The following is a 22,509-nucleotide window of genomic DNA, read 5'->3' as shown; positions in this document are numbered from 1 at the left end:
TCCATTTCGGAATATTTTGAGATCTGTTCAATTGCCGTGCCGCCTGCGCGGAACAGTTGCCGGATTCACTGTCGCCGGAACGTTGGTGAGACTGAAGCCGGTAATCAAAGGAGGGTGTCATGCAATGGTTTTATAACTTGAAAATTGCACATAAGTTGTTGCTGGCATTTGTCGTGGTGCTGATGTTGACGGCCAGTCTAGGCATGTTTTCGATGACGCAGCTGAGCCGTGTCAATCAGGCCGCTGCTGATATCTCCGGCAATTGGTTGCCGAGCATGCGCGCAGCACTGAAAATGAAAGCCACTCTGGCGCGGATGCGGGTGGCCGAGTTGCAGGGCATGCTGAGCGACGACGCGGACAATTTTGCCCTGTTCGCTCAAACAAGGGAAGCGCAACTGGCGCAATTCCGACAGCATGGCCGCACCTACGCCACGCTGATTTCACGGCCGGAAGAACACACCATGCAGGCACGCTTGCATGCCGATTTCGATGCTTATCTGGCGGCTTACCAGCGGGCGCGGGAACTGACCGGCGACAACCTGGCCGGGCAGGCACGCCATCTGATGCGTACCGATTCCCGGCAGTTGTATCAGCGCATGAATGCGCAACTGGATCAGATGAGTCAGCTCAACGAAGGCGGCAGCATCAGCGCCGCCAGTGCGGCGGCTGCCACCCATGCCAGCGCCCGCTGGTGGATCGTGAGCTTGCTGGCAGGCAGCATCGCACTTGCTCTGTTGCTGGCATTCGGCGTGGCGCGCGTGGTGGCGCAACCGTTGCGAGCTGCCGTGTTGTTTGCGCGGCGTATCGCCGGCGGTGATCTGACGGCGCAACTCAAGGTCAATTCCACTGACGAAACCGGGCAACTGATGCAGGCCTTGTGCGCGATGAATGAGAGTCTGTTGACCATTGTTGCCGAAGTGCGGGGCGCAACCGAGGCAATGCGGGACGGCTCGGATGCCATTGCCCGCGGCAACCGGGCTTTGTCGGAACGCACCGGGCAACAGGCGGTGGCACTGGAGCAGACAACGGCGGCGGTCGGGCAATTGAGCGCTGCCGTCCGGCAAAACGCGGAGCACATGGTGCAGGCCAGTCAACTGACGCAATCGGCAGCGCGGGTGGCGGTGCAGGGCGGCAGCGTGGCGGCGCAGATGGTCGCCACCATGGGTGAGATTCAGCAGGCATCGAAGCAGATTGTCGACATTGTCGGCGTTATCAATGGCTTTGCCTGTCAAACCAATATCCTGGCATTGAATGCGGCAATCGAAGCGGCGCATGCCGGCGAACAGGGGCGTGGTTTTGCGGTGGTGGCTGCCGAGATGGGGGTGTTGGCGCAACAAAGTACGGAAGCAGCGCGTGACATCAAGAGTCTTATTCTGCATTCGGCCGCCACCGTGAACAGCGGCACTCAACTGGCGGCGCAGGCCGGTGCAACCATGGATCAGGTCGTGCTCAGCGCTGAGCGGGTAACGGCCATCGTCGGCGACATTGCAACTGCCAGCCGGATACAGCGCATCGGGATGCGGCAAGTCAGTCAGGCATTGATGCAGATCGATGATGCCGGGCAGCGCAATGCGGCACAGGTGGTGCAGGCTGCGGCTGCCGCCGGCGCGTTGCGGCAGCAGGCCGGCCAACTGTGGCAGATGGTGGCGCTGTTCCGGCTGAGCGAGGCGACCTCGCCACCGCCACCCGCAGCGCGACCGGGAGAGCCGAATTTGCTCAGGCTTGCGCGTGGATGAAACATGCGGGCAGGCGTGTTGATGGCGGGCAAAAAAATGGCTAAACCGGCAATATGCAAAAAAAGTCGCCGTATATGACGAAAATGTTACACTCCTGCACCATGACGCGATAGATCGGAAAGATCATGCGTTCTTTTGAAGCGGACCGCGCAGCACATGCATGTGTTCTTGTCGAATAAGTTGAACAGATTAATAGATTAACCGGAGGAAATTTGATGAAATCCTTGAATCGTCTGACCAAAATTGCACTGGCTGTTGCCGCTGCCACTTCGTTTGCCGGCGTTGCACAAGCTGAAACTGTCAAGATCGCGATTGCCGGTCCCATGACCGGTGCGGTTGCCCAGTATGGCGACATGGTCAAGGCCGGTGCCTTGACTGCGATTGAGCAGATCAATGCTGCGGGCGGTGCCGGTGGCAACAAGTTTGAAGTGGTATTGATGGACGATGCCTGTGAGCCGAAGCAAGCGGTTGCGGTCGCCAACAAGATCGTCAGCCAGGGCATCAAGTATGTGATCGGTCACGTGTGTTCCGGTTCGACCATTCCGGCCTCGGATATTTACGAAAATGAAGGCGTGGTCATGATTACGCCGTCGGCCACGGCACCGCAACTGACAGAAGCCAAACCGCACAAATACATTTTCCGCACCATCGGCCGCGATGACCAGCAAGGTCCTGCTGCCGCCAAGTATGTCGTGGAAAAACTGAAGCCGAAAAAAGCGGCAGTTCTGCATGACAAGCAATCGTATGGTCAGGGCGTTGCCACTTCGGTCAAGAAGGGGCTGGAAGCGGCCAAGATTCCGGTCGTCGTATTTGAAGGCATCAATGCCGGTGACAGCGATTACTCGGCAGTGATCACCAAGCTCAAATCGCAAGGCGTGGATTTCGTCTACTTCGGCGGTTATCATCCGGAAATGGGTCTGCTGATGCGTCAGGCGCGCGAACAAGGCGTCAAGGCCGTGTTCATGGGGCCTGAAGGCGTGGGTAACAAGGACATTACCGCGATTGCCGGTCCGGCATCCGAAGGCATGCTGGTGACGTTGCCGGCCGACTTCGCTGCCGATCCTGCCAATGCGGCGCTGGTCAAGGCATTCGCGGCACAGAAACGTGATCCTAACGGTCCGTTCCAGATGCCGGCTTACTCCGCCGTGAAGGTGATTGCCGACGCGATTGCCGGCGCCAAGTCGACGGATCCGACCAAGGTGGCGGCATACATTCATGCCAATTCCTTCAAGACCCCGATTGGTACCGTGGAGTACGACAAGAAGGGTGATCTGAAGTCCTTCAAGTTTGTCGTATTCACGTGGCACAAAGACGCAACCAAAACTGAAGCCAAGTAATTTCATCCGGCTGCAGTAGTTGTCCGACCTGACGTCAACTATGCAAAATGCCCCATTGAAGTATGAAAATGGGGCATTTGCACATCTAAAATTCCTATGAATGAATTGCTCCCTCAACTGACCCAGCAGCTCGTCAACGGGCTAAGTCTGGGCGCGATCTATGCGCTGATCGCCATCGGCTACACAATGGTCTACGGCATCATCGGCATGATCAATTTCGCGCATGGCGAAATTTACATGATCGGTTCCTACATCGGTCTGGTGACACTGACGGCCATCGGCATCCAGGCCGGCTATCCGTTGCCGTTGATCCTGGGGGCGGCGCTGATCGTTTCCGTGGTGGTCACCGGTTTGTATGGCTGGACCGTCGAACGCGTGGCGTATCGTCCGTTGCGTGGCGGCCCGCGGCTGGTGCCGCTGATCTCGGCCATCGGCATGTCGATCTTTCTGCAAAACTATGTGCAGATTGGTCAGGGCTCGCGCGATATGTCGGTGCCGGTTCTGATTTCGGGCGCGATTGAATTTCAGATGGGCAGCAGCGATTTCACCGTCACGATTCCCTATTCGCGCCTGATCATTGTCGGCGTTACGCTGATGCTGATGGTGGCGCTGACCCTGTTCATCGGTCGCTCGCGCATGGGCCGCGCCTGTCGTGCCTGCGCTGAAGACATGGGCATGGCCAATCTGCTCGGCATCGATACCAACCGCGTCATTTCCTTTACCTTTGTGCTGGGCGCCATGCTGGCCGCCGTCGGCGGCGTGCTGATTGCGCTGACGATCGGCAAGCTGAATCCCTTCATCGGTTTCATCGCCGGTATCAAAGCCTTTACGGCGGCGGTGCTGGGCGGTATCGGCAGCATCCCCGGCGCCATGCTCGGCGGTCTGCTGCTGGGATTGGCGGAAACCTTCGCCGCCGGTTATCTGCCGGCCGAGTACAAGGATGTGGTGTCATTCGCACTGCTGGTATTGATTCTCCTGTTCCGTCCGACCGGTTTGCTGGGCAAGCCCGACGTGGAAAAGGTCTGACGCCGCGCCAGGTCGCATGCGTCGCTGTAAAGAGTGAAGGAAATCTGATGCCAATTACCCTCAAGAACGCCGTGGCGGCGGCCATACTTACCGCCATTCTGACGACGCCGCTGCTCGGTCTGAAATTGCAGCTCGAAGGTTATCGCGTGGTGTTGCAGGCGCACTGGACGCCGGTGCTGATCGCGGTGCTGGCGGTGTTTCTGTTTCAATTGTTCAAGCCGGCACTGTCGCGCACTACCGCCAATATCCGGTTGCCGGCGCTGCCCAAATTGCAGCCGACCCAGCAACGTTATGCCTTGATGGTCTTGCTGGCAGTGGCGCTGGTCTGGCCGTTTTTCGGTTCGCGCGGCAATGTCGACGTGGTCACCTTGGCGCTGATTTATGTGGTGCTCGGTCTCGGTCTCAATATTGTGGTCGGCTTCGCCGGTTTGCTCGATCTGGGCTACGTTGGTTTTTACGCGGTTGGCGGCTATACCTACGCCTTGCTGAACCAGTATTTCGGTTTGAGCTTCTGGGAGTGTCTGCCGCTGGCCGCCGGCATGTCGGCACTGTTCGGTTTCCTGCTCGGGTTTCCGGTGCTGCGCTTGCGCGGCGATTATCTGGCAATCGTGACACTCGGCTTCGGTGAAATCATTCGTCTGTTGCTCAATAACCTGACGTCGCTGACCGGCGGCCCGGATGGTGTGTCCGGCATTCCGAAACCGACCGTGTTTGGTATCGAAATGGCGCGTACCGCCAGCGTCGAGGGCGGCACGACTTTCCACGACATGCTGGGCCTGACCTATCAGGGCGGGCATATGGTGATTTTCCTGTATTTCCTTGGCTTGCTGCTGGTGCTGTTTACTTACTTCGTCACCAGTCGTTTGATCCGCATGCCGATGGGGCGCGCATGGGAAGCCTTGCGCGACGATGAAATCGCTTGCCGCTCGCTGGGTATCAATCCAACCAAGATCAAGCTCTCGGCATTTACGCTGGGTGCTGCTTTTGCCGGTCTGGCCGGCAGTTTCTTTGCTGCCCGTCAGGGGCTGGTGAATCCGGAATCGTTTACCTTCATCGAATCGGCGCTGATTCTGGCCATCGTGGTATTGGGCGGCATGGGTTCGCAACTGGGTGTGATTCTGGCCGCGATTCTGCTGACCATCCTGCCGGAAGTCGCGCGCAGTTTTGCTGAATACCGCATGCTGATCTTCGGTCTGGTGATGGTGCTGATGATGATCTGGCGGCCACAAGGTTTGCTGCCGGCAACCCGTCCTCACGTGGAGTTGCCGCAATGACGACCAATTCAACTTTGCTCGAAGTATCCGGCCTGTCGATGCGCTTCGGCGGTTTGCTAGCGGTGGATGGCGTTTCGTTGTCGCTGCAGGACAAGGAAGTGTTTGCCATCATCGGTCCCAACGGTGCCGGCAAGACCACGGTATTCAATTGCATCAGCGGTTTTTATCAGCCGACTGCCGGCGATATCAGTCTGCAGGGCGCGTCGATTGCCCGTCGTCCGAGTCACTACGTGGCGCAACAAGGTCTGGTGCGCACGTTTCAGAATATCCGTCTGTTCAAGTCGCTGACCGTGGTCGAGAACCTGCTGGTGGCGCAACACAACCAGATCAATAACAACCTGTTGTCGGGTTTGCTGAAGTTGCCCGGTTTCCGCCGTTCCGAAAAGCAGGCGCTGGAACGGGCGGCATACTGGCTTGATCAGCTCGGCCTGACGGCGTTGGCCAACCGCGAAGCGGGGACCTTGTCCTACGGTTTGCAACGGCGGGTAGAGATTGCGCGCTGCATGATTACCAAGCCGCGCCTGTTGCTGCTGGACGAACCGGCGGCCGGCCTCAATCCGCAAGAGAAGCAGGAATTGCAACAACTGATCAATCGCCTGCGCCGCGATCATGGCGTCGCGGTATTGCTGATCGAACACGATATGAGCCTGATCATGGGGATTTCTGATCGCATCCTGGTGATGGAACACGGCAAGCCGATTGTGACCGGCACCCCCAACGTGGTGCGCAATGACGAACGCGTAATCAAAGCCTACCTGGGAGAAGAATGATGTTGCAGTTTGAACAGGTACATACGCATTACGGCGCCATCGAGGCGCTGCATGGTGTATCGCTGAATGTACAGCAGGGCGAAATTGTCACGCTGATCGGTGCCAACGGCGCCGGCAAGACTACCTTGCTGATGACCTTGTGCGGCAAGCCGCGGGCGTCGAGCGGCAAGATCACCTTTGAAGGGCAGGATATTACGCAGCGCGCCACGCATGAAATCATGCGCTCCGGCATGGCGATTTCGCCCGAGGGACGACGCGTGTTTCCGAGCCTGACGGTGCTGGAAAATCTGAAGATGGGCGCGTTCTTTGCCACCAATGATGCCCTCGGCGCCGGTGTCGAACATGTGTTCACGTTATTCCCGCGTCTCAAGGAGCGCGCACATCAGCGCGCCGGCACCATGTCCGGCGGCGAACAGCAAATGCTGGCAATCGGGCGCGCCCTGATGAGCCAGCCTCGCCTGTTGCTGCTCGATGAGCCTACTCTGGGACTGGCGCCGCTGGTGATTGCACAGATTTTCGACATCATCCGTTCGATCCGCGAGCAGGGCGTCACCGTGTTTCTGGTGGAGCAAAACGCCAACAAGGCACTGGGTGTCGCTGATCGCGGTTATGTACTGGAAAACGGCCATGTGGTGTTGCACGACACCGGCGCCAATCTGCTGGCCAACGATGCCGTGCGCAAGGCATATCTCGGACATGCCTGAGGCCTGGCGCTGACCGTCCATCCGGTCAGCGCACCGGTTGGCCCCGGCTGTTGTAGCCGTTGGGTTCCGAGCCGGCGTTGTTGGCCCGGGCTGAGGTCGATGGAATATAGGCGGTGAACGAGGATGAGGCCACTGGTTTTTTGCCGGGGGTTTTTTGGGTCTCCTCAAGCTGTCGCGTTTGCTCTTCCTGCCGCAGTTGATCCGGCGTCTTTTTTGCATCGGCGGCGCGTTTGTTTCTGCTTTCGGCGTAGCCGAGCTGTTGCTTCAACAGCTTGATTTCTGCCATTGTTTCTCTTCTTTTGCGAATCACGTTAAGGGAGGGATTGGTGACGGCGTCCAGGCGCTTGACGAAATTCTCAAGGGTATTGAGTTTGGCCTTGAGCGCTTTCGGCGAACTTTGCGCCTTGAGCTTTTGCATCAGTGCTTCTTTGCTCGCCTTGGACTGATGGGCCATATTGCGTACTGGTGGTGGCAGCCGGGTCGGGATCCGCATGATATGCCTCCTCGGATAAGGTTTTTCCAGTATCCGGGCAGCAAAATGGCGAATCCATAGCGAGGGTGGGAAATGATGCAATGATCAAATTTTGTGAGTCCAAAAGTCGATTTTTTTCGATGACTGTGTCGCGCAAACAAGGTTTTGCACAGCCATTGGCGCAGTCCGCGTCAGACGTTATGCGGCCGTTTTCATGCAGCAGTTTTCAAGCGTGAGAGGTCGTGCGAAGCGGATTAGGCCTGAGCCTGCCTGTGCGTGAGGGTGACCGCAATCGATGGCGGGCATCGATGCCGGATTGAACGAATCTTGAGTGAAAGACGCCACTGACGCAGCGCCTGTTGACGTCTTCAGTCAGTGTGCAAAACCGGCGGCGGAAGCGGCGACTGCCAGCACGACGCCGAGATGATTGGGACGTCGGTTGCGCAGTTGTGCGTACGCGCGTTCGAGATGAAAGATTTCCTGATAGTGGGCCTGAATTTGCTGGCGCTGCTCTGCATCATTTGGCGTGGCAGGGCACGTGGCATGGTCTTGTACTTGTTTTTGCAGCGTCATGATCTGTGCACTCAATTGCGCAATGCGGGCGCTGATGTCGGCGCTGGAATCAATAGCGGAGGCGGCGGATGTGTTGGCGCTGGCAGACATCGATTGCTTTCAGGGAGGTAAGTGAGACCTTTATCGGTGGAAATAAAATTTCCTTGAGGAATTTTTAAAAAAAGAAGAATTGTGCAAGATGTCAGGACGCTAACAGAATGAAAAATAGGAGTGTTGGCGCTGATTGAAAAGTGGATAATATGCACAAATTATTCACTTACAGGGAGGCTAAGGAGAAATATGAGCACAATCACGGTTGATCGCTACGATCTGGCGTTGCTGACTGAATTGCAGCGCGATGGTCACATCACCAATAGCGCACTCGGCCAGAAGGTCCATTTGTCGACGTCGCAGATCAGTCGCCGGGTGCAGCGGCTGGAAGAGGCGCATGTCATCGAGCGCTATACCGCCGTACTCGATCCGGCGGTAGTCGGACTCGGTGTTACTGCGTTTACCAACGTCACCCTTGATCGTCAGGGCGAAACCCGCGGTGATCAGTTTGAACATGCAGTGGAAGCCATGCCGGAAGTACTGGAATGTTTTTCCGTGACCGGCGAAGCGGATTATCTGTTGCGCATCGTGGCGCCTGATCTGGCAGCATTTTCCGAATTCATGATGACGCGTTTGCTCAGATTGCCAGGCGTGACCAACGTCAAATCCAATATCACGCTCAAGAAGATCAAGCACTCGCACGTGCTGCCGCTGGAGCACGTTACGCAACCGGCGCAAAGCCGTCAGCGGATCAAGTTTTCTGCCTGAATCTGCGGTTGCATTTCTGCCGGGTTTGTTCTGAATTCAGCAGGCGCATGAGAATGTCGAACTGACGTTTTTGTGGCGCTCTTTTACGTACGCCGACCGGGCCTACGGCCCCGAATTGCGGGTCAAAAGACAAATCCCGGGGGAAGGTCTAAAATCATGAGCTTTCCTTCACCAGACAAAAACGATCATGGAGACAGCACTCGACAATACGCCGAATTTGCCACCGACTGCCGGGCAGCAAGGCCCGGACAAAAGCGAGGTGGAAAAAACCGGCTTTCGTGTATTGGGCGCAATCAGCTTTTCGCACTTTTTGAATGACATGATTCAATCCTTGTTGCTGGCGATTTATCCGCTGCTCAAGGGAAATTTCAATCTCAGTTTTGCCCAGATCGGTTTGATCACCTTGACCTTTCAGGTCACGGCGTCGCTGTTGCAGCCGCTGGTTGGTCTGTATACCGATAAACATCCAAAACCATATTCACTGGCCATCGGCATGGGGTCCACTTTGTGCGGCCTGCTGCTGTTATCGGTGGCGCCCAATTTCACCGTGCTGCTGATTGCTGCGGCACTGGTCGGTACCGGTTCGTCGGTATTCCATCCGGAAGCATCGCGCGTGGCCCGCATGGCATCGGGCGGGCGGCATGGTCTGGCGCAGTCGCTGTTTCAGGTCGGCGGTAACGCCGGCAGTGCGATGGGACCGTTGCTGGCGGCATGGATCATCATCCCCGGCGGCCAGGGCAGCATTGCCTGGTTCACGATTGCCGCGTTGCTGGCCATCGTGGTGTTGCGCCAGATCGGTCACTGGTATCAGCGTCAGCAATTGCTGGGCAAAACCAAACCGAAGAAGAAATCGGCATCCTATGTGCCGCTGCCACGCAAGACGGTCATCAAGGCAGTGTCCGTATTGCTGATCCTGATTTTCTCCAAGTATTTTTACATGGCGAGTCTGAGCAGCTACTTCACGTTTTACCTGATCAGCAAATTCAATCTGTCGGTGCAGGATGCGCAAATTCACTTGTTCATTTTCCTGTTCGCGGTGGCCGTGGGTACCGTCGCCGGTGGTCCGATTGGTGACCGTTTCGGCCGCAAGCTGGTGATCTGGGTATCGATTCTCGGCGTGGCGCCATTCACGCTGATGCTGCCGCATGCGAACCTGTTCTGGACCAGTGTGCTGACCGTGATCATCGGTGTGATTCTGGCGTCGGCATTCTCGGCCATTCTGGTGTTCGCACAAGAACTGATGCCGGGCAAGGTGGGTACCGTCTCGGGTCTGTTCTTCGGCTTTGCCTTCGGCATGGGCGGTATTGGCGCTGCCTTGCTGGGCAAGCTGGCCGATATGACCGATATCTACTTCGTGTATCAGGTATGCGCGTTCTTGCCGCTGATTGGCTTGCTGGCGGCATTCTTGCCGAAGCTGGAGAAGGCGGAGCCCAAGACGGCCTGATGGCGTCCTGATCTGGTATCAATTTACCGCAGGGAAGTACCAAGACGGGGGGGGGTATCAGGGTTCTGATGCACCCCCGTCTTGTTTTATGCGCGGCGCTAGTGAAGCGCTTCTGCGATGCAATGTCACAAGAACGTAGCGGCGAAATCGAGGCCATTCGTGCGGCGTTGATTGAAGGGGAAGCAAGCGGTGAACCAAAACCGTTTGATGCCGAAGCTTTCAAGCAGAGGATGCGGAGGGCGCGTGGCTGAATATCGTCTTGCTCCCGCTGCCGAGCACGACCTTGAGTTGATCTGGGCAGCGCCTGCGTGTGATCAGATTCGACCCGGCCATCGCCGCCGGTGTATCGAGCGCCACATGATTTACTTTCGCATAACGGACTACGGCATTGCCGTCATGCGTATCCTGCCCGACCGCATGGATGCGCTGAGGCACCTGTGAGCATGCTGGCAGATTGACCTTTACCGGTTGGCATGATGGCCGGCAAAGGCCGATGGGTACTCAGGCAGTTTGTGCCGCGACCGCCGGCGACATGTGACGTTGCCCGCTGTAACGGGCCACCGACAGATCATCAGAAGCAATGGCGCCACGCTTGCCGGAGATCAGGTCGGACAGCAATTGTCCCGAACCGCAGGACATGGTCCAGCCCAGCGTGCCGTGACCGGTATTGAGATACAGGTTGCGCAGCGCAGTGGCACCGACGATCGGCGTGCCGTCCGGCGTCATGGGCCGCAGGCCGGTCCAGAATGTCGCTTGCGCTGTATCGCCGGCACCCGGGAACAGATCATTGACTACCATTTCCAGCGTGGCACGGCGTTTCGGATTGAGGGCGGTATTGAAACCCACGACTTCGGCCATGCCGCCGACCCGGATGCGTTGATTGAAACGCGTCACGGCGATCTTGTAGGTTTCATCGAGAATGGTGGACACCGGCGCCGCTTCCGCATCGACAATCGGGACCGTGATCGAATAGCCTTTGAGCGGGTACACCGGAATGTCCACCAGATTGCGCAGGAAGCCGGTGGAGTAAGAGCCCAGCGCGACCACGTAGCGGTCGGCCTTGACCAGTTCCTTGCCGCACAATACGCCATCGATCTCATCGCCGGCTACGGCCAGGCCATCGATGGAAACGCCATAGCGGAATTTCACGCCGAGGTCTTCTGCCATTTTCGCCAGCCGCGTGGTGAACAACTGGCAGTCGCCGGTTTCATCGTTGGGCAAGCGCAGTCCGCCGGTCAGCTTGTGGTGGACTTTCGCCAGCGCCGGTTCGGCATTGGCCAGTTGCGCGCTGTTCAGCAACTCATAGGCAACGCCGGTCTGCCGCAATACGGCGATATCTTTCTCGGCGCCATCCAGTTGCTCCTGGGTGCGGAACAGTTGCAACGTGCCTTGCTGGCGACCTTCATAGTCGATGCCGGTATCGGCGCGCAATTGGCGGAAGCAGTCGCGGCTGTATTCTGCCAGCCGTACCATGCGTTCCTTGTTGACCGCATAGCACTCGGCACTGCAGTTGCGCAGCATTTGCCACATCCAGCGCAACTGGTGCAGGGTGAAGTCGGGCCGGATCGCCAATGGCGCGTGTTCTTCAAACATCCATTTCAAGGCTTTGAGCGGAATCCCTGGTGCCCCCCAAGGCGACGCATAGCCCGGCGAGATCTGGCCGGCATTGCCGAAACTGGTTTCCAGTGCGGGTCCCGGCTGGCGATCCAGCACGGTAACCTGATGGCCAGCCTTGGCCAGATAGTAGGCGCTGGTAACGCCAATCACGCCGCTGCCCAGAATGACTACGCGCATGTGAAATCCCCTTGAGTGTTGATATAGAATATAAAACTATGATATTGAGAATCGGCCAGTGTTTGTTACTGTATTTAAGTGCCAATTTGGGAAAAAATAATGAGAACACAGCAGCAAACCATTCGTACGCTGGATAAACTTGATCGCCGCATCCTGACGCTGTTGCAAAAAGACGGGCGCATGTCGATGAAAGATCTGGGCGAGCAGGTGGGATTGTCGATCACGCCCTGTATTGAGCGCGTCAAACGCATGGAGCGTGATGGCGTCATCAGCGGTTATTACGCGCGCGTCAATCCGGGTTCACTCGGGGCGACCTTGCTGGTATTCGTGGAAATCACGCTGAATCACAAATCCGGTAACATGTTTGAGCAGTTTCGGCGCGAAGTGCTGCGGATTCCGGAAGTGCAGGAATGTCATCTGGTGTCGGGCGACTTCGATTATCTGATCAAGGCGCGGATCCGCGGCATGGCGGAATACCGCAAGTTGCTCGGCGACATCTTGCTGCAATTGCCGGGAGCGGCGCAATCCAAGAGCTATGTGGTGATGGAGGAAATCAAGGAAACCCTGGCGCTATCCCTCGAAGAATGACAAATCGGGGCGGGATTTATTGCGGGTAATTATTGTCTGTGCTGCATTGCGGGTGCAATGTCTGTGCACGCCGTTATCGCAGGCAGTGATCTAAACTTTGGCACTGTCAAGAATTGTGTCATGGGAGATCGCAGATGGGCAAGCCGAAGATTGAAGACTACAAAGCCGCTGCCGGCGGCTGGGGGGCACTGAAATACGTCGCGCTCAATCTGGTCAAGGAACACGTGGCCGATGGCAAGGGCTTGCGTACGCTGCTGTCGCAAAACCAGCCGGATGGTTTCGATTGTCCCGGTTGCGCCTGGCCGGACCGCGAACATACCTCCACCTTCGAGTTTTGCGAAAACGGTGTCAAGGCAGTGGCCGCCGAGGCGACCGCCAAGCGCGTCACGGCCGACTTCTTTGAAACCCATACCGTTGCGGCCTTGCTGGAGCAATCCGACTTCGCGCTCGAAGACCATGGTCGACTGACACAGCCGATGGTGTATGACGCGGCCACCGACAAATACAAAAATATCAGCTGGCAGGGCGCTTTCGAATTGATGGCCTCGCATCTGAATGCGTTGCCTGATCCGGATCAGGCCGCGTTCTACGTATCCGGCCGCGCCAGTAATGAAGCCGCATTCCTGTTTCAATTGTTCGTGCGCCAGTACGGCACCAACAATTTCCCTGACTGTTCCAACATGTGCCACGAGCCGACCAGCGTCGGGTTGCCGGAAACGGTCGGGGTCGGCAAGGGTACCGTGTTGCTCGACGATTTCGATGAGTGCGATACCTTGTTGCTGTTCGGGCAGAATCCGGCCACCAATCATCCGCGCATGATGGGTGAGTTGCGCGAGTGTGCCAAACGCGGCGCCACCATTGTCTCGATCAATCCGCTCAAGGAGCGTGGCCTGCAGCGCTTTGCCGATCCGCAAAGCCCGCGCGACATGTTGACCATGTCCAGCACCAAGATCAGCTCGATGTTCATTCATCCCAAGCTGGGCGGTGATTTTGCGCTGATCAAGGGCGTCGTCAAGCGCGTGATCGAGCTTGATGATGCCGCTGTGGCGCAGGGGGCAGAGCGCGTGATCGATGTTGCCTTTCTGGCTGAACATACCAATGGCTTTGAGGCCTTCGCCGAGGATGCCCGCCGCGAAAGCTGGGATGACCTCGTGGAAGAGTCCGGTGTGGCGCGCGAAGATATTGAAAAACTGAGCCAGGTGTATGTGCGCGGCAAGGCCGTGATCGCCACCTGGGGTATGGGCCTGACGCAACACAAGTACGCGGTGGCGACGATCCAGATGTTGTCCAACATGATGATGTTGCGCGGCAATATCGGTCGCCCCGGCGCTGGTCTGTGTCCGGTGCGCGGTCACTCCAATGTGCAGGGCGACCGCACTGTCGGTATCGATGAAAAACCGACGCCGGCTTTCCTCGATCGCCTGGAACAGGTATTCGGCTTCAAGGCGCCGCGCGAGCACGGCCATGATGTGGTGGGTTCGGTGCAAGCCATGTTGCGCGGCGAGGTCAAGGTGTTCATCGGTCTCGGCGGCAATTTTGCGATGGCGACGCCGGACACGCCGCGCACCTTCGACGCACTGCGCTCTTGCAATCTGACCGTGCACATCACCACCAAGCTCAACCGCAGCCATTTGATTCATGGCAAGGATGCGCTGATTCTGCCGACGCTGGGGCGTACCGAAATCGACGTGCAGGCCAGCGGTCCGCAAGGCGTGACGGTGGAAGATTCGATGAGCATGGTGCACGTGTCGTATGGCATCAACAAGCCGGCGTCGCCCGAGTGCATGTCGGAAACCGCGATCGTCGCGCATCTGGCGCAAGCCACGATGCAGGACCGCGCCAACGGACCGCAACTGCCATGGCTGTGGTACGCCGAAGACTATGCGCGTATTCGCGATGCCATCGAGCAAGTGTACGATGCCTTCAAGGACTATAACGTCCGTATTGCCAATCCCGGCGGGTTTCATCTGGGAGTGGCGTCGCGTGAGCGGGTCTGGAAGACCGGCAGCGGCCTGGCAGAATTCATCGTGCACCCGATTCCCAAAGACACCCCGATTCATCAGGCCAGGCGCAAATACGGCGAGCGTCTGATGACCCTGATGACGACTCGTTCGCACGATCAGTACAACACCACCATCTATGGCATGGATGATCGCTATCGCGGTGTCTTCGGTCAGCGCCGCGTGGTGTTTGCCAATCGCCTCGATCTCGATATGCTGGGGCTGAAAGCGGGCGAATGGGTGGATATCATCAGCGTCTGGGAAGATGATGTGGAGCGTCGGGCCGATGGTTTCTTGCTGGTCGAATATGATATTCCGCGCGGTTGTCTGGGCAGTTATTATCCGGAAACCAATCCGCTGGTACCGCTTGAGAGCTTTGCCGAAAAGGCCCGTACCCCGACCTCGAAATCGATCCCCGTGTTGTTGGCGCGTGCGGCCAAAGTGCCGATGATTGACATCGAAAAGGCCGCCTGAACATGACCCCGGAAGAGGATGCCGCGCAGTTGCCGCCCGAGGTGTTGCGGATCCTGTTTGAACTGGAGCAGGACTGTTCCCGCAGCGGCGCGCCATTGTCGCTGGCACGCCTGTCCAAGCGCACGGAATTACGCATGAGCACTTTGCGCCGTTATCTGACGCTGCTGGAAGAGGCCGGCGTGGTCAGCGTGACCTTGAATGAAGATGGCACGGGTAACGTCTTGCTGTTGCCGCAAGACCCTGACATCACATCAGCCCGGCAGTGATGCCGGCGATGGTTTTCAAAGCCTGTTCGATCTCTGCCGTCCAGGCATAGCTGTAGTTGAGCCGGATGAAGTGGCTGTAACGATTGCTGGCAGCGAAAATGCGGCCGGGTGCAATCGTGATGCCGACATCCAGGCAGCGCCGGTACAGTTCCATGGCATCGACTGTCGCCGGTAGTTCCAGCCACAGGATATAGCCGCCCTCAGGCTCCGACACGCGGGTGCCGGCCGGGAAGAAGCGCAGCACGAAATGCCGCATCAAATCGCGTTGTTGCGCCAGATGCCGGCGCACCCGACGCAGATGACGTTCGTAGCCGCCCTTGGTCAGATACTCGGCAATGGCGCGCTGCGGCACGGTCGGCGTCGACAGCGTATTCAAGAATTTCAGCTTTTCCACCTGCGCCCGGTACCGTCCCGGCATGGCCCAGCCAACCCGGTAGGCCGAGGTCAGGCTTTTGGAAAAAGATGAACAATGCAACACCAGACCCTTGGTGTCATAACTCTTCAATGAAGTCGGATGGGCGCTGCCGTAATGCAGTTCGCTGTAAACCGCATCTTCAATCAGCGGCAAATCGTATTGCCCGGCCAATTCCACCAATCGTTGCTTGTGACTGTCCGGCATCTGGAACCCGAGCGGATTCTGAAAGTTGGGCATCACCATGCAAGCGGCAACCGGCTGCGTTTTCAGGCGTTCTGCCAGGGCGTCGATGTCAATCCCGGTATGCGGATCGGTGGGTATTTCCAGAGCGCGCATGCCGAGCCGTTCGATGGCATGCAGCATGGCGTAGAAGGTCGGCGTTTCTACCGCAATGGTATCGCCCGGTTTGGCCACGGCCTGCAGGCAGAGATTGATGGCTTCAGTGGCGCCGATGGTGATCACGATTTCTTCGGGTCCCACATTCATCCCGGTTTCCAGATAGCGGCGCGCAATCTGGCGCAGTAAATCCGGGTGCCCGGGTGGCAGATCGTCAAACACGCTGGTCTGGACGACATCGCGCATGATCTTGCCGGCATACTGGCTGATGCGCGCAGTCGGAAACAAGGCCGGGTTGGGGTAGGGCGAGGCCAGCGGAATCTTGCCGTCTTGCTGAATGGTTTTCAGCGTCGCCAATACCAGCCGGCTGACATCGACTTCGCTCGACTGGCGCGATTCGGCCGCCGACGGCGGCGACTTGCGCAGATCGCCGGGTTTGCTGGTCTGACGTACGAAATAGCCGGATTGCGGCTGACTTTCGATGATGCCGCGACTTTCCAGCAATTCATATGCGCGCACCACGGTGGTGACGCTGACTTTATGCTGTTGGCTGGCGATGCGTACCGACGTCACGCGTTCTCCCGGTTGCAGCACGCCGGCCCGGATCGAGGTCGCCAACTGGTCTGCAAAGCGTTGATACAGCGGAATTTTTTTATGAAGCGCCATGCCGGTTCTGTGTCTTCGGTTAAAGTTGTGTACTCTTGGCTGCCTGGGTTATCTGCCAATTTTGCCTGCATTCTACAGAAAGGCCACTTATATGATCACCGTGCATCATTTGAACAACTCGCGCTCGCAACGCGTGTTGTGGTTGCTGGAAGAGCTGGGGCTGGAATACGACATCAAATTCTATCAGCGCGATCCCAAGACCATGCTGGCGCCGGCGGCGTTGCGGGCGGTGCATCCGCTGGGCAAATCGCCGGTCGTGACCGATGGCGACCTGACCATCGCTGAATCGGGTGCCATCATTGAATATCTGGTGGAGCGCTACGGCAATGGCCGTCTGATTCCCGCCGCCGGTACTTCCCAGCGCCTGCGCTATCGTTACTGGCTGCATTACGCGGAGGGTTCGGCGATGCCGCTGCTGGTGATGAAGCTGATCTTCGGTCGTCTGCCATCGTCAGTGCCGGCCTTGATCCGGCCGGTTGCCAACATGATCAGCGGCGGCGTGCAGAGCAAGTTTCTTGATCCCCAATTGCAGCGGCATTTGCAGTATCTCGAAGCTGAACTGGACGCTTATCCCTGGTTCGCCGGCAATGAATTCACTGCGGCTGACATCCAAATGAGCTTCCCGGTGGAGGGGGCGCGCTCCCGTGCCGGTCTCGACAGCCGTTATCCGCGCTTGCTCAAGTACCTGGAAAGCATCCACGCGCGACCGGCCTATCAGCGGGCACTGGAGCGGGGCGGTCCGTACGACCTGCTGCGCTGAATACGGTGCCGGCAAACGGTTGTTCCGTCATTCCGGCATCCTGACCACACTGCCTGAGGAAAGCTTAGGCTGATTGCTGCCGTCTATAATATAATTGAGAATCAATCTCATTTTCTTTATGATGTTGTTCGGGTAAATCCTGAGTGAACAACAATCCGGCGAGTTTTATAGTGATCAACAGCAATAACAACCACGCACCGCATCTCATGGCGGCTGGGGCGACATGAACGGCGCGGTCAAATCAGATCGGCAGCGCCGCTCGTTCTGGCTCAAGCATTTGCATCAATGGCACTGGATCAGTTCGGCCGCCTGCCTGATCGCCATGCTGCTGTTCGCCGCCACCGGCATCACCCTGAATCACTCCGCGCAGATCGAAGCGCATCCCAAAGTGGAGAACCGGCAATTGCAATTGCCGCGCGATCTGCTGTCCAGCGTCACCACCGCTTCGCATCGCGACAAGGAGCCGTTGCCGGCGCCGCTGGCCGGATGGCTGGAACAGCAACTGGCGATCAGCATCGGGCAACAGGTCGGCGAATGGTCCGCAGACGAGCTGTATCTGTCGCTGCCGCGTCCCGGCGGCGACGCCTGGCTGCGGGTTGATCTGGGCAACGGCAAAGTCGAATACGAAAAGACTGATCGCGGCTGGGTTTCCTATTTCAATGATCTGCACAAGGGGCGCAATACCGGCGTTGCCTGGAGCTGGTTCATCGATATCTTTGCGGTGGCCTGTCTGGTGTTTTGCATCACCGGCCTGTTTTTGCTGCAACTGCATGCGGGCAATCGCCCCAGCACCTGGCCGCTGGTGGCGTTCGGACTGGTGGTGCCGTTGCTGTTGGCGATCCTGTTCATTCACTGAATCATTTTATTCGTCAATTTTTTATCAATCATCGAGGGAGGTTTGATTCCTATGCGTGTATTTCTTCCTTTCGCGCTGACCGGTCTGGTGTCGTTGCCGGTGCTTGCTGCGGATATGAACGTGAAGGTCGAGATTCCTCGCCTCAACGTCGCTGAATATCATCGTCCGTATGTGGCGGTCTGGGTCGAACGCCCGGATCAGACGGTGGCAGCCAATCTGGCGGTCTGGTACGACCTCAAGAAAAAAGACAAGGAAGGCGAAAAGTGGCTCAAGGACATGCGCCAGTGGTGGCGTCGTGCCGGGCGTGAGTTGCAGATGCCGGTCGATGGCGTCAGCGGTGCCACCCGGCCAGCCGGTGAGCAGCAATTGAGTTTCAGCGGCGACAAAGGACCGCTGGCGAAATTGCCGGCCGGCGATTACATCCTGATGGTGGAAGCGGCGCGTGAAGTCGGTGGCCGCGAGTTGGTCAAGGTGCCGTTCCAGTGGCCGCCCAAATCTGCCCAGACTGCCCGCGGCAAAGGCGACAGCGAACTCGGTGCGATCACGCTCGACTTCAAGCCCTGAGTCCCCATAGCCAATCCTGATAGCTGTTTAATTTCTGACCGGAGAACAAGAATGAAACTGTCGTTCAAATGGGCCGCGCTGGCGCTGGCCATCTGTGTACCGTTGTCTGCCAACGCCCACCGCACCTGGATGCTGCCATCGGCCACTGTGTTGTCGGGCAATGACCCCTGGGTGACGGTGGATGCCGCCGTTTCCAATGATCTGTTCTACTTTGAACACTTCCCGTTGCGTCTGGATGGCTTGCAAGTAACTGCCCCGGACGGCAGCGTTGCCAAGCCGGAAAATGCCGCGAGCGGCAAATACCGCAGCACCTTCGACGTCCATTTGTCACAACCGGGAACCTACAAGCTGGCGATCCTGAATCAGGGTTTGTTTGCCAGCTACAAGGAAGATGGCAAGACCAAACGCTGGCGCGGTACGGCTGAAGCGCTGGCCAAGGAAGTGCCGGCCAATGCCCAGGATCTGGTCGTGTCGCAATCGCAAGGCCGGATTGAAACTTTCGTCACGGCCGGCAAGCCAACCAGGAAAGTGCTGGCAGTCACCGGGGTCGGGCTGGAGCTGGATCCGCTGACGCACCCTAACGATCTGGTCGCCGGCGACGCCGCCAATTTCCGTCTGCTGCTGGACGGCAAACCGGCTGCCGGCGTCAAAGTTGCGGTAGTGCCGGGCGGCATCCGTTATCGCGACAAGCTCAATGAGTTGAGCTTCACCACTGATCAGGATGGCAAATTCAGCATTACCTGGCCAACGCCTGGCATGTACTGGCTGGAAGCGGCCGTCAAGGATGCCAAAACTTCCGTCAAGCAGGCCAGCGAACGGCGTGCCAATTACGTCGCCACGTTTGAAGTCTTGCCGCAGTAAACAACGTTGTTGCAGCGTCCCTTCGGCGGCGCCGCGTGCATGGCATGCAGGCCCATTCCGGGCGCTGCGGCCATTTCTTTTTTCCGTCTCATGAATCGCGTTTTCATTCCAGTCGAGTTTGCCGAGCCGCCTGTGCTTGACGTTGCAGCGGTGCCGCAGAGTTTGTCCGGCCTGACCATGGGCACTACCTGGTCGGCCAAACTGATCCTGCCCGCTGGCACGGTGCCGGAGACGCTCGGCGCCGGCATTCAGCGTCAGCTCGATCTGGTGGTGCGTCAGATGAGCACCTGGAGCGACGATTCGGATCTGAGTCGTTTCAATCAGGCGCAAGCCAATACCTGGCACGAGATACCGGTGGAGTTTTTCCGGGTACTCGATTGCGCGCTGACTGTCGCCCAGGCCACCGGTGGTGCTTACGATCCCAGTGTCGGACCGCTGGTCAACCTGTGGGGCTTCGGCCCCGACGCCCGAGGTCAGCAAACACCGGCAGCGCAGGAGCTTGCAGTTGCCCAAAGCCGCTGCGGCTGGCAACGCATTCGTCTGGATCGGGTGCGCTGCCGGGTCTGGCAGGCAGGCGGCATATACCTTGATTTTTCTTCCATCGCCAAAGGCTTTGCGGTGGATCTGGCGGTAGATTATTTGCGTGCCGCCGGCATTCCCAGTTATCTGGTCGAAGTCGGTGGCGAATTGCGTGGTTACGGCGTCAAGCCCGACCAGCAACCGTGGTGGGTCGGTATCGAGCAGCCGTTATCGGTACAGGGCGGGGCGGCGACGACGGCCGATGCCGTGCACAGCGTGGTGGCGCTGCATGGCCTGGCGCTGGCAACCTCCGGTGACTACCGGCGTTATTTCGAACATGCCGGCAAATATTATTCGCACACCATTGACCCCCGCAGTGCAGCGCCGATTGCGCATCCGCTGGCGGCGGTCACGGTATTGCATCCGGAATGCATGGTGGCCGATGTCTGGGCCACGGCATTGATGGTATTGGGACCGGAAGAAGGTATGCGATGTGCGCAGGAGCGCGGGCTGGCAGCGCTGTTTCTGGCGCGCGATGGCAGTGGTTTCAGCGAAAGCATGACACCGGCCTTGCGGGCCATGCTGACATGACAAGCGGTTTGAAACCTGCTCAGCGCAAGTTGACCAGCGTGGCCGGCAGTCTGGCCGCCGCAGTATGCGCGACCTGGTGGCTGGCGCGCAGTGGCCGCTTTGACGGCAATGGCGGCCGAATGCTGGCAGCGGCATTGGTGGCGCTGTTGTATCTGGTGTTTTGCAGCGTGATTTTCTTGCGCTATCGACGGCGTCAGTTGGTGGCGCAACAAAGCTTGATCAGCAGCGATGTTGCGCCGGCCGACACGGTCCTGATTGCCTTCGCCAGTCAGACCGGCTTCGCCGAACAACTGGCCTGGCAGTCGGCGCAGGCCTTGCAGGCGGGAGGCGTCGCGGTACGTGTCAGTGCGCTGGCGCAACTGCAGCTGGCGCAATTGCGTACGGCGCACCGGGTTCTGTTTGTGGTCAGTACTACCGGCGAAGGGGATGCGCCGGACAGCGCAGCCGGTTTCGCACGCAAAGTCATGGGCAATGCAGATACCGCGCGCGGCAGCACCGATCTCAGTGGCATCGCCTATGGCATGCTGGCGCTGGGTGACAGCAGCTACGCGCATTATTGCGCTTTTGGCCGCGCCATCGAAAGCTGGTTGCGGCATCAGGGCGCCAACGCCTTGTTCGACAGCGTCGAGGTCGATAATGGCGATGAAGGCGCTTTGCGCCATTGGCAACATCATCTTGGGGGCCTGAGCGGACATACCGGCATGGCAGATTGGAGTGCACCGCGTTACGGTGCCTGGAAACTGATCGAACGGCGCTTGCTGAATCCGGGCAGCCTCGGCGGGCCAGCCTTCCATCTGGCATTTGACGTGCCGCCTGGCAGCCAATGGCGCGCCGGTGATATTGCCGAAGTCGGCCCATGTCAGCCGCCGCACAAGGTGGCTGCCATCATTGCCGCGTTAGGTCTGGATGGCGCTGCGCTGGTGCCGCGCGCAGCCGGTCATGAGGACGGCACCGGCGAGGAACGGTTGGCGGATCGTCTGGCGCGCAGCATGTTGCCTGCCAGTGACGATGACCTGTCGGCGTGGCGCGGTTTATCGCCGCTGGCATTGGCGACCACGTTGCAGCCCTTGCCGCACCGCGAATATTCGATTGCCTCGATACCAGAAGATGGCCGGCTCGAATTGCTGGTACGCCGCATGCTGCATCCTGACGGCAGTCCCGGACTCGGATCGGGCTGGCTGACCGAATATGCCGGGTTGAATACCGCAATTGCCTTGCGGGTACGCGAAAACCGCAGTTTTCATGCGCCGGCCGATGAGCGGCCGCTGATCCTGATCGGTAACGGCACCGGGCTGGCAGGATTGCGTGCGCATCTCAAGGCGCGCGCCGTGGCGGGGCATCGGCGCAACTGGTTGCTGTTTGGCGAGCGTTCGGCAGCGCACGACTTCTTCCATCGGCAGGAAATTGAAAGCTGGCAGGTGCAGGGTGTTTTGCAGCGCCTGGATCTGGCGTTTTCCCGTGATCAGGAACAGCGCCTGTATGTTCAGGACGAGCTGCAAGCTGCGGCTGACGAGATTCGTGCATGGGTGGCTGCGGATGCCGCTGTCTACGTGTGCGGCAGTCTGGCTGGCATGGCAACCGGGGTGACGCAGGCGCTGACCGCGATTCTGGGCGCGGAAACCCTGGAAATCATGGCTGAACAGGGCCGTTATCGCCGCGATGTGTATTGAATTGATCTGATTTGC

The 22,509-nt window shown here is 58.4% G+C and carries 23 protein-coding genes; 19 read left to right on the top strand and 4 right to left on the bottom strand.

What is annotated here, in order from left to right; all coding sequences use genetic code 11:
- Positions 1 to 137: 137 nt before the first annotated feature.
- From AKL27_RS09925 to AKL27_RS09900, 6 genes are all read left to right on the top strand, one after another.
- Positions 138 to 1,736 (top strand): methyl-accepting chemotaxis protein, encoded by a 1,599-nt coding sequence (locus AKL27_RS09925; RefSeq protein WP_198155932.1) that lies wholly within the window; start codon positions 138 to 140, stop codon positions 1,734 to 1,736.
- Positions 1,737 to 1,951: 215 nt separating this feature from the next.
- Positions 1,952 to 3,073: a branched-chain amino acid ABC transporter substrate-binding protein gene (locus tag AKL27_RS09920; protein ID WP_050462658.1), complete on the top strand. Its 1,122-nt coding sequence runs from the start codon at positions 1,952 to 1,954 to the stop codon at positions 3,071 to 3,073.
- 96 nt (positions 3,074 to 3,169) lie between these two features.
- Positions 3,170 to 4,099, top strand: a complete 930-nt coding sequence (gene livH, locus AKL27_RS09915; RefSeq protein WP_050462657.1) for a high-affinity branched-chain amino acid ABC transporter permease LivH — start codon at positions 3,170 to 3,172, stop codon at positions 4,097 to 4,099.
- Between the two features lie 47 nt (positions 4,100 to 4,146).
- A complete protein-coding gene (locus AKL27_RS09910; protein ID WP_050462656.1) occupies positions 4,147 to 5,373 on the top strand; it encodes a high-affinity branched-chain amino acid ABC transporter permease LivM in 1,227 nt (408 codons plus the stop codon).
- Positions 5,370 to 6,143 (top strand): high-affinity branched-chain amino acid ABC transporter ATP-binding protein LivG, encoded by a 774-nt coding sequence (gene livG, locus AKL27_RS09905; protein WP_050462655.1) that lies wholly within the window; start codon positions 5,370 to 5,372, stop codon positions 6,141 to 6,143. Before AKL27_RS09910 ends, livG begins: the two co-directional genes overlap by 4 nt.
- Complete coding sequence (locus tag AKL27_RS09900) at positions 6,143 to 6,847, top strand: ABC transporter ATP-binding protein (protein WP_050462654.1); 705 nt, start codon at positions 6,143 to 6,145, stop codon at positions 6,845 to 6,847. The genes livG and AKL27_RS09900 overlap by 1 nt, the downstream gene beginning before the upstream one ends.
- Before the next feature lie 25 nt (positions 6,848 to 6,872).
- Here the strand turns inward: AKL27_RS09900 and AKL27_RS09895 are convergent, their stop codons facing one another.
- Positions 6,873 to 7,340, bottom strand: a complete 468-nt coding sequence (locus tag AKL27_RS09895) for a hypothetical protein (RefSeq protein ID WP_050462653.1) — start codon at positions 7,338 to 7,340, stop codon at positions 6,873 to 6,875.
- Positions 7,341 to 7,691: 351 nt separating this feature from the next.
- Positions 7,692 to 7,982: a FlxA-like family protein gene (locus AKL27_RS09890; protein WP_050462652.1), complete on the bottom strand. Its 291-nt coding sequence runs from the start codon at positions 7,980 to 7,982 to the stop codon at positions 7,692 to 7,694.
- A 189-nt stretch (positions 7,983 to 8,171) separates the two neighbouring features.
- On the opposite strand from AKL27_RS09890, the gene AKL27_RS09885 reads away from it, so the two are divergent.
- The 4 genes from AKL27_RS09885 to AKL27_RS09875 all read left to right on the top strand — a co-directional run bounded on the left by AKL27_RS09885 (position 8,172) and on the right by AKL27_RS09875 (position 10,575).
- Positions 8,172 to 8,690 (top strand): Lrp/AsnC family transcriptional regulator, encoded by a 519-nt coding sequence (locus tag AKL27_RS09885; RefSeq protein WP_050462651.1) that lies wholly within the window; start codon positions 8,172 to 8,174, stop codon positions 8,688 to 8,690.
- Between the two features lie 187 nt (positions 8,691 to 8,877).
- The gene (locus tag AKL27_RS09880; protein WP_050462650.1) at positions 8,878 to 10,134 is read left to right on the top strand and encodes an MFS transporter; all 1,257 of its coding nucleotides are present in this window, start codon (positions 8,878 to 8,880) and stop codon (positions 10,132 to 10,134) included.
- A 68-nt stretch (positions 10,135 to 10,202) separates the two neighbouring features.
- The gene (locus tag AKL27_RS28785) at positions 10,203 to 10,385 is read left to right on the top strand and encodes a ribbon-helix-helix domain-containing protein (protein ID WP_083438969.1); all 183 of its coding nucleotides are present in this window, start codon (positions 10,203 to 10,205) and stop codon (positions 10,383 to 10,385) included.
- Positions 10,378 to 10,575, top strand: a complete 198-nt coding sequence (locus AKL27_RS09875) for a hypothetical protein (protein WP_083438968.1) — start codon at positions 10,378 to 10,380, stop codon at positions 10,573 to 10,575. Before AKL27_RS28785 ends, AKL27_RS09875 begins: the two co-directional genes overlap by 8 nt.
- 60 nt (positions 10,576 to 10,635) lie before the next feature.
- Here AKL27_RS09875 and AKL27_RS09870 read toward each other — a convergent pair whose 3' ends face one another.
- Complete coding sequence (locus AKL27_RS09870; protein WP_050462649.1) at positions 10,636 to 11,928, bottom strand: D-amino acid dehydrogenase; 1,293 nt, start codon at positions 11,926 to 11,928, stop codon at positions 10,636 to 10,638.
- A 99-nt stretch (positions 11,929 to 12,027) separates the two neighbouring features.
- Between AKL27_RS09870 and AKL27_RS09865 the strand changes: the two genes are divergently transcribed.
- The 3 genes from AKL27_RS09865 to AKL27_RS09855 all read left to right on the top strand — a co-directional run bounded on the left by AKL27_RS09865 (position 12,028) and on the right by AKL27_RS09855 (position 15,256).
- Positions 12,028 to 12,516 carry an Lrp/AsnC ligand binding domain-containing protein gene (locus AKL27_RS09865; protein ID WP_050462648.1) on the top strand — a complete coding sequence of 163 codons (489 nt, stop codon included), beginning with the start codon at positions 12,028 to 12,030 and terminating at the stop codon, positions 12,514 to 12,516.
- 134 nt (positions 12,517 to 12,650) lie between these two features.
- Entirely contained in the window at positions 12,651 to 14,990 is a 2,340-nt protein-coding gene (locus AKL27_RS09860) for an FdhF/YdeP family oxidoreductase (protein WP_050462647.1), read from the top strand.
- 2 nt (positions 14,991 to 14,992) lie between these two features.
- Positions 14,993 to 15,256: a helix-turn-helix domain-containing protein gene (locus AKL27_RS09855; protein WP_050462646.1), complete on the top strand. Its 264-nt coding sequence runs from the start codon at positions 14,993 to 14,995 to the stop codon at positions 15,254 to 15,256.
- On the opposite strand, the gene AKL27_RS09850 is transcribed toward AKL27_RS09855, so the two are convergent.
- Complete coding sequence (locus AKL27_RS09850; RefSeq protein WP_050462645.1) at positions 15,237 to 16,673, bottom strand: aminotransferase-like domain-containing protein; 1,437 nt, start codon at positions 16,671 to 16,673, stop codon at positions 15,237 to 15,239. The two genes, AKL27_RS09855 and AKL27_RS09850, sit on opposite strands and share 20 nt — an antisense overlap.
- Positions 16,674 to 16,764: 91 nt before the next feature.
- Here AKL27_RS09850 and AKL27_RS09845 point away from each other — a divergent pair, with 91 nt between their 5' ends.
- The 6 genes from AKL27_RS09845 (at position 16,765) to AKL27_RS09820 (ending at position 22,494) form a co-directional block, all read left to right on the top strand.
- Positions 16,765 to 17,433, top strand: coding sequence for a glutathione S-transferase (locus AKL27_RS09845; RefSeq protein WP_050462644.1), 669 nt, complete (start codon positions 16,765 to 16,767; stop codon positions 17,431 to 17,433).
- A 223-nt stretch (positions 17,434 to 17,656) separates the two neighbouring features.
- Positions 17,657 to 18,289 (top strand): PepSY-associated TM helix domain-containing protein, encoded by a 633-nt coding sequence (locus AKL27_RS09840; RefSeq protein ID WP_050462643.1) that lies wholly within the window; start codon positions 17,657 to 17,659, stop codon positions 18,287 to 18,289.
- Between the two features lie 51 nt (positions 18,290 to 18,340).
- Positions 18,341 to 18,853, top strand: coding sequence for a DUF2271 domain-containing protein (locus AKL27_RS09835; RefSeq protein ID WP_050462642.1), 513 nt, complete (start codon positions 18,341 to 18,343; stop codon positions 18,851 to 18,853).
- Between the two features lie 51 nt (positions 18,854 to 18,904).
- Positions 18,905 to 19,714: a DUF4198 domain-containing protein gene (locus AKL27_RS09830; protein ID WP_050462641.1), complete on the top strand. Its 810-nt coding sequence runs from the start codon at positions 18,905 to 18,907 to the stop codon at positions 19,712 to 19,714.
- 132 nt (positions 19,715 to 19,846) lie between these two features.
- The gene (locus tag AKL27_RS09825; protein WP_232310954.1) at positions 19,847 to 20,824 is read left to right on the top strand and encodes an FAD:protein FMN transferase; all 978 of its coding nucleotides are present in this window, start codon (positions 19,847 to 19,849) and stop codon (positions 20,822 to 20,824) included.
- Positions 20,821 to 22,494, top strand: coding sequence for a flavodoxin domain-containing protein (locus AKL27_RS09820; RefSeq protein WP_083438967.1), 1,674 nt, complete (start codon positions 20,821 to 20,823; stop codon positions 22,492 to 22,494). Before AKL27_RS09825 ends, AKL27_RS09820 begins: the two co-directional genes overlap by 4 nt.
- Positions 22,495 to 22,509 lie beyond the last annotated feature (15 nt).

Source organism: Herbaspirillum autotrophicum (assembly GCF_001189915.1).
Taxonomy (GTDB): Bacteria; Pseudomonadota; Gammaproteobacteria; order Burkholderiales; family Burkholderiaceae_D; genus Herbaspirillum; species Herbaspirillum autotrophicum.
Note: the sequence above shows the minus strand (reverse complement) of the source record. Positions and strands in the feature narration are given on the sequence as shown.

Coding starts and splice junctions, on each gene's coding strand:
- AKL27_RS09835 (WP_050462642.1), top strand. CDS start 18,341: ATGCGTGTATTTCTTCCTTTCGCGCTGACCGGTCTGGTGTCGTTGCCG.
- AKL27_RS28785 (WP_083438969.1), top strand. CDS start 10,203: ATGCACCCCCGTCTTGTTTTATGCGCGGCGCTAGTGAAGCGCTTCTGC.
- AKL27_RS09920 (WP_050462658.1), top strand. CDS start 1,952: ATGAAATCCTTGAATCGTCTGACCAAAATTGCACTGGCTGTTGCCGCT.
- AKL27_RS09830 (WP_050462641.1), top strand. CDS start 18,905: ATGAAACTGTCGTTCAAATGGGCCGCGCTGGCGCTGGCCATCTGTGTA.
- AKL27_RS09880 (WP_050462650.1), top strand. CDS start 8,878: ATGGAGACAGCACTCGACAATACGCCGAATTTGCCACCGACTGCCGGG.
- AKL27_RS09870 (WP_050462649.1), bottom strand. CDS start 11,928: ATGCGCGTAGTCATTCTGGGCAGCGGCGTGATTGGCGTTACCAGCGCC.
- AKL27_RS09845 (WP_050462644.1), top strand. CDS start 16,765: ATGATCACCGTGCATCATTTGAACAACTCGCGCTCGCAACGCGTGTTG.
- AKL27_RS09885 (WP_050462651.1), top strand. CDS start 8,172: ATGAGCACAATCACGGTTGATCGCTACGATCTGGCGTTGCTGACTGAA.
- AKL27_RS09840 (WP_050462643.1), top strand. CDS start 17,657: ATGAACGGCGCGGTCAAATCAGATCGGCAGCGCCGCTCGTTCTGGCTC.
- AKL27_RS09910 (WP_050462656.1), top strand. CDS start 4,147: ATGCCAATTACCCTCAAGAACGCCGTGGCGGCGGCCATACTTACCGCC.
- livG (WP_050462655.1), top strand. CDS start 5,370: ATGACGACCAATTCAACTTTGCTCGAAGTATCCGGCCTGTCGATGCGC.
- AKL27_RS09865 (WP_050462648.1), top strand. CDS start 12,028: ATGAGAACACAGCAGCAAACCATTCGTACGCTGGATAAACTTGATCGC.
- AKL27_RS09820 (WP_083438967.1), top strand. CDS start 20,821: ATGACAAGCGGTTTGAAACCTGCTCAGCGCAAGTTGACCAGCGTGGCC.
- AKL27_RS09855 (WP_050462646.1), top strand. CDS start 14,993: ATGACCCCGGAAGAGGATGCCGCGCAGTTGCCGCCCGAGGTGTTGCGG.
- AKL27_RS09890 (WP_050462652.1), bottom strand. CDS start 7,982: ATGTCTGCCAGCGCCAACACATCCGCCGCCTCCGCTATTGATTCCAGC.
- AKL27_RS09900 (WP_050462654.1), top strand. CDS start 6,143: ATGTTGCAGTTTGAACAGGTACATACGCATTACGGCGCCATCGAGGCG.
- AKL27_RS09850 (WP_050462645.1), bottom strand. CDS start 16,673: ATGGCGCTTCATAAAAAAATTCCGCTGTATCAACGCTTTGCAGACCAG.
- AKL27_RS09860 (WP_050462647.1), top strand. CDS start 12,651: ATGGGCAAGCCGAAGATTGAAGACTACAAAGCCGCTGCCGGCGGCTGG.
- AKL27_RS09895 (WP_050462653.1), bottom strand. CDS start 7,340: ATGCGGATCCCGACCCGGCTGCCACCACCAGTACGCAATATGGCCCAT.
- livH (WP_050462657.1), top strand. CDS start 3,170: ATGAATGAATTGCTCCCTCAACTGACCCAGCAGCTCGTCAACGGGCTA.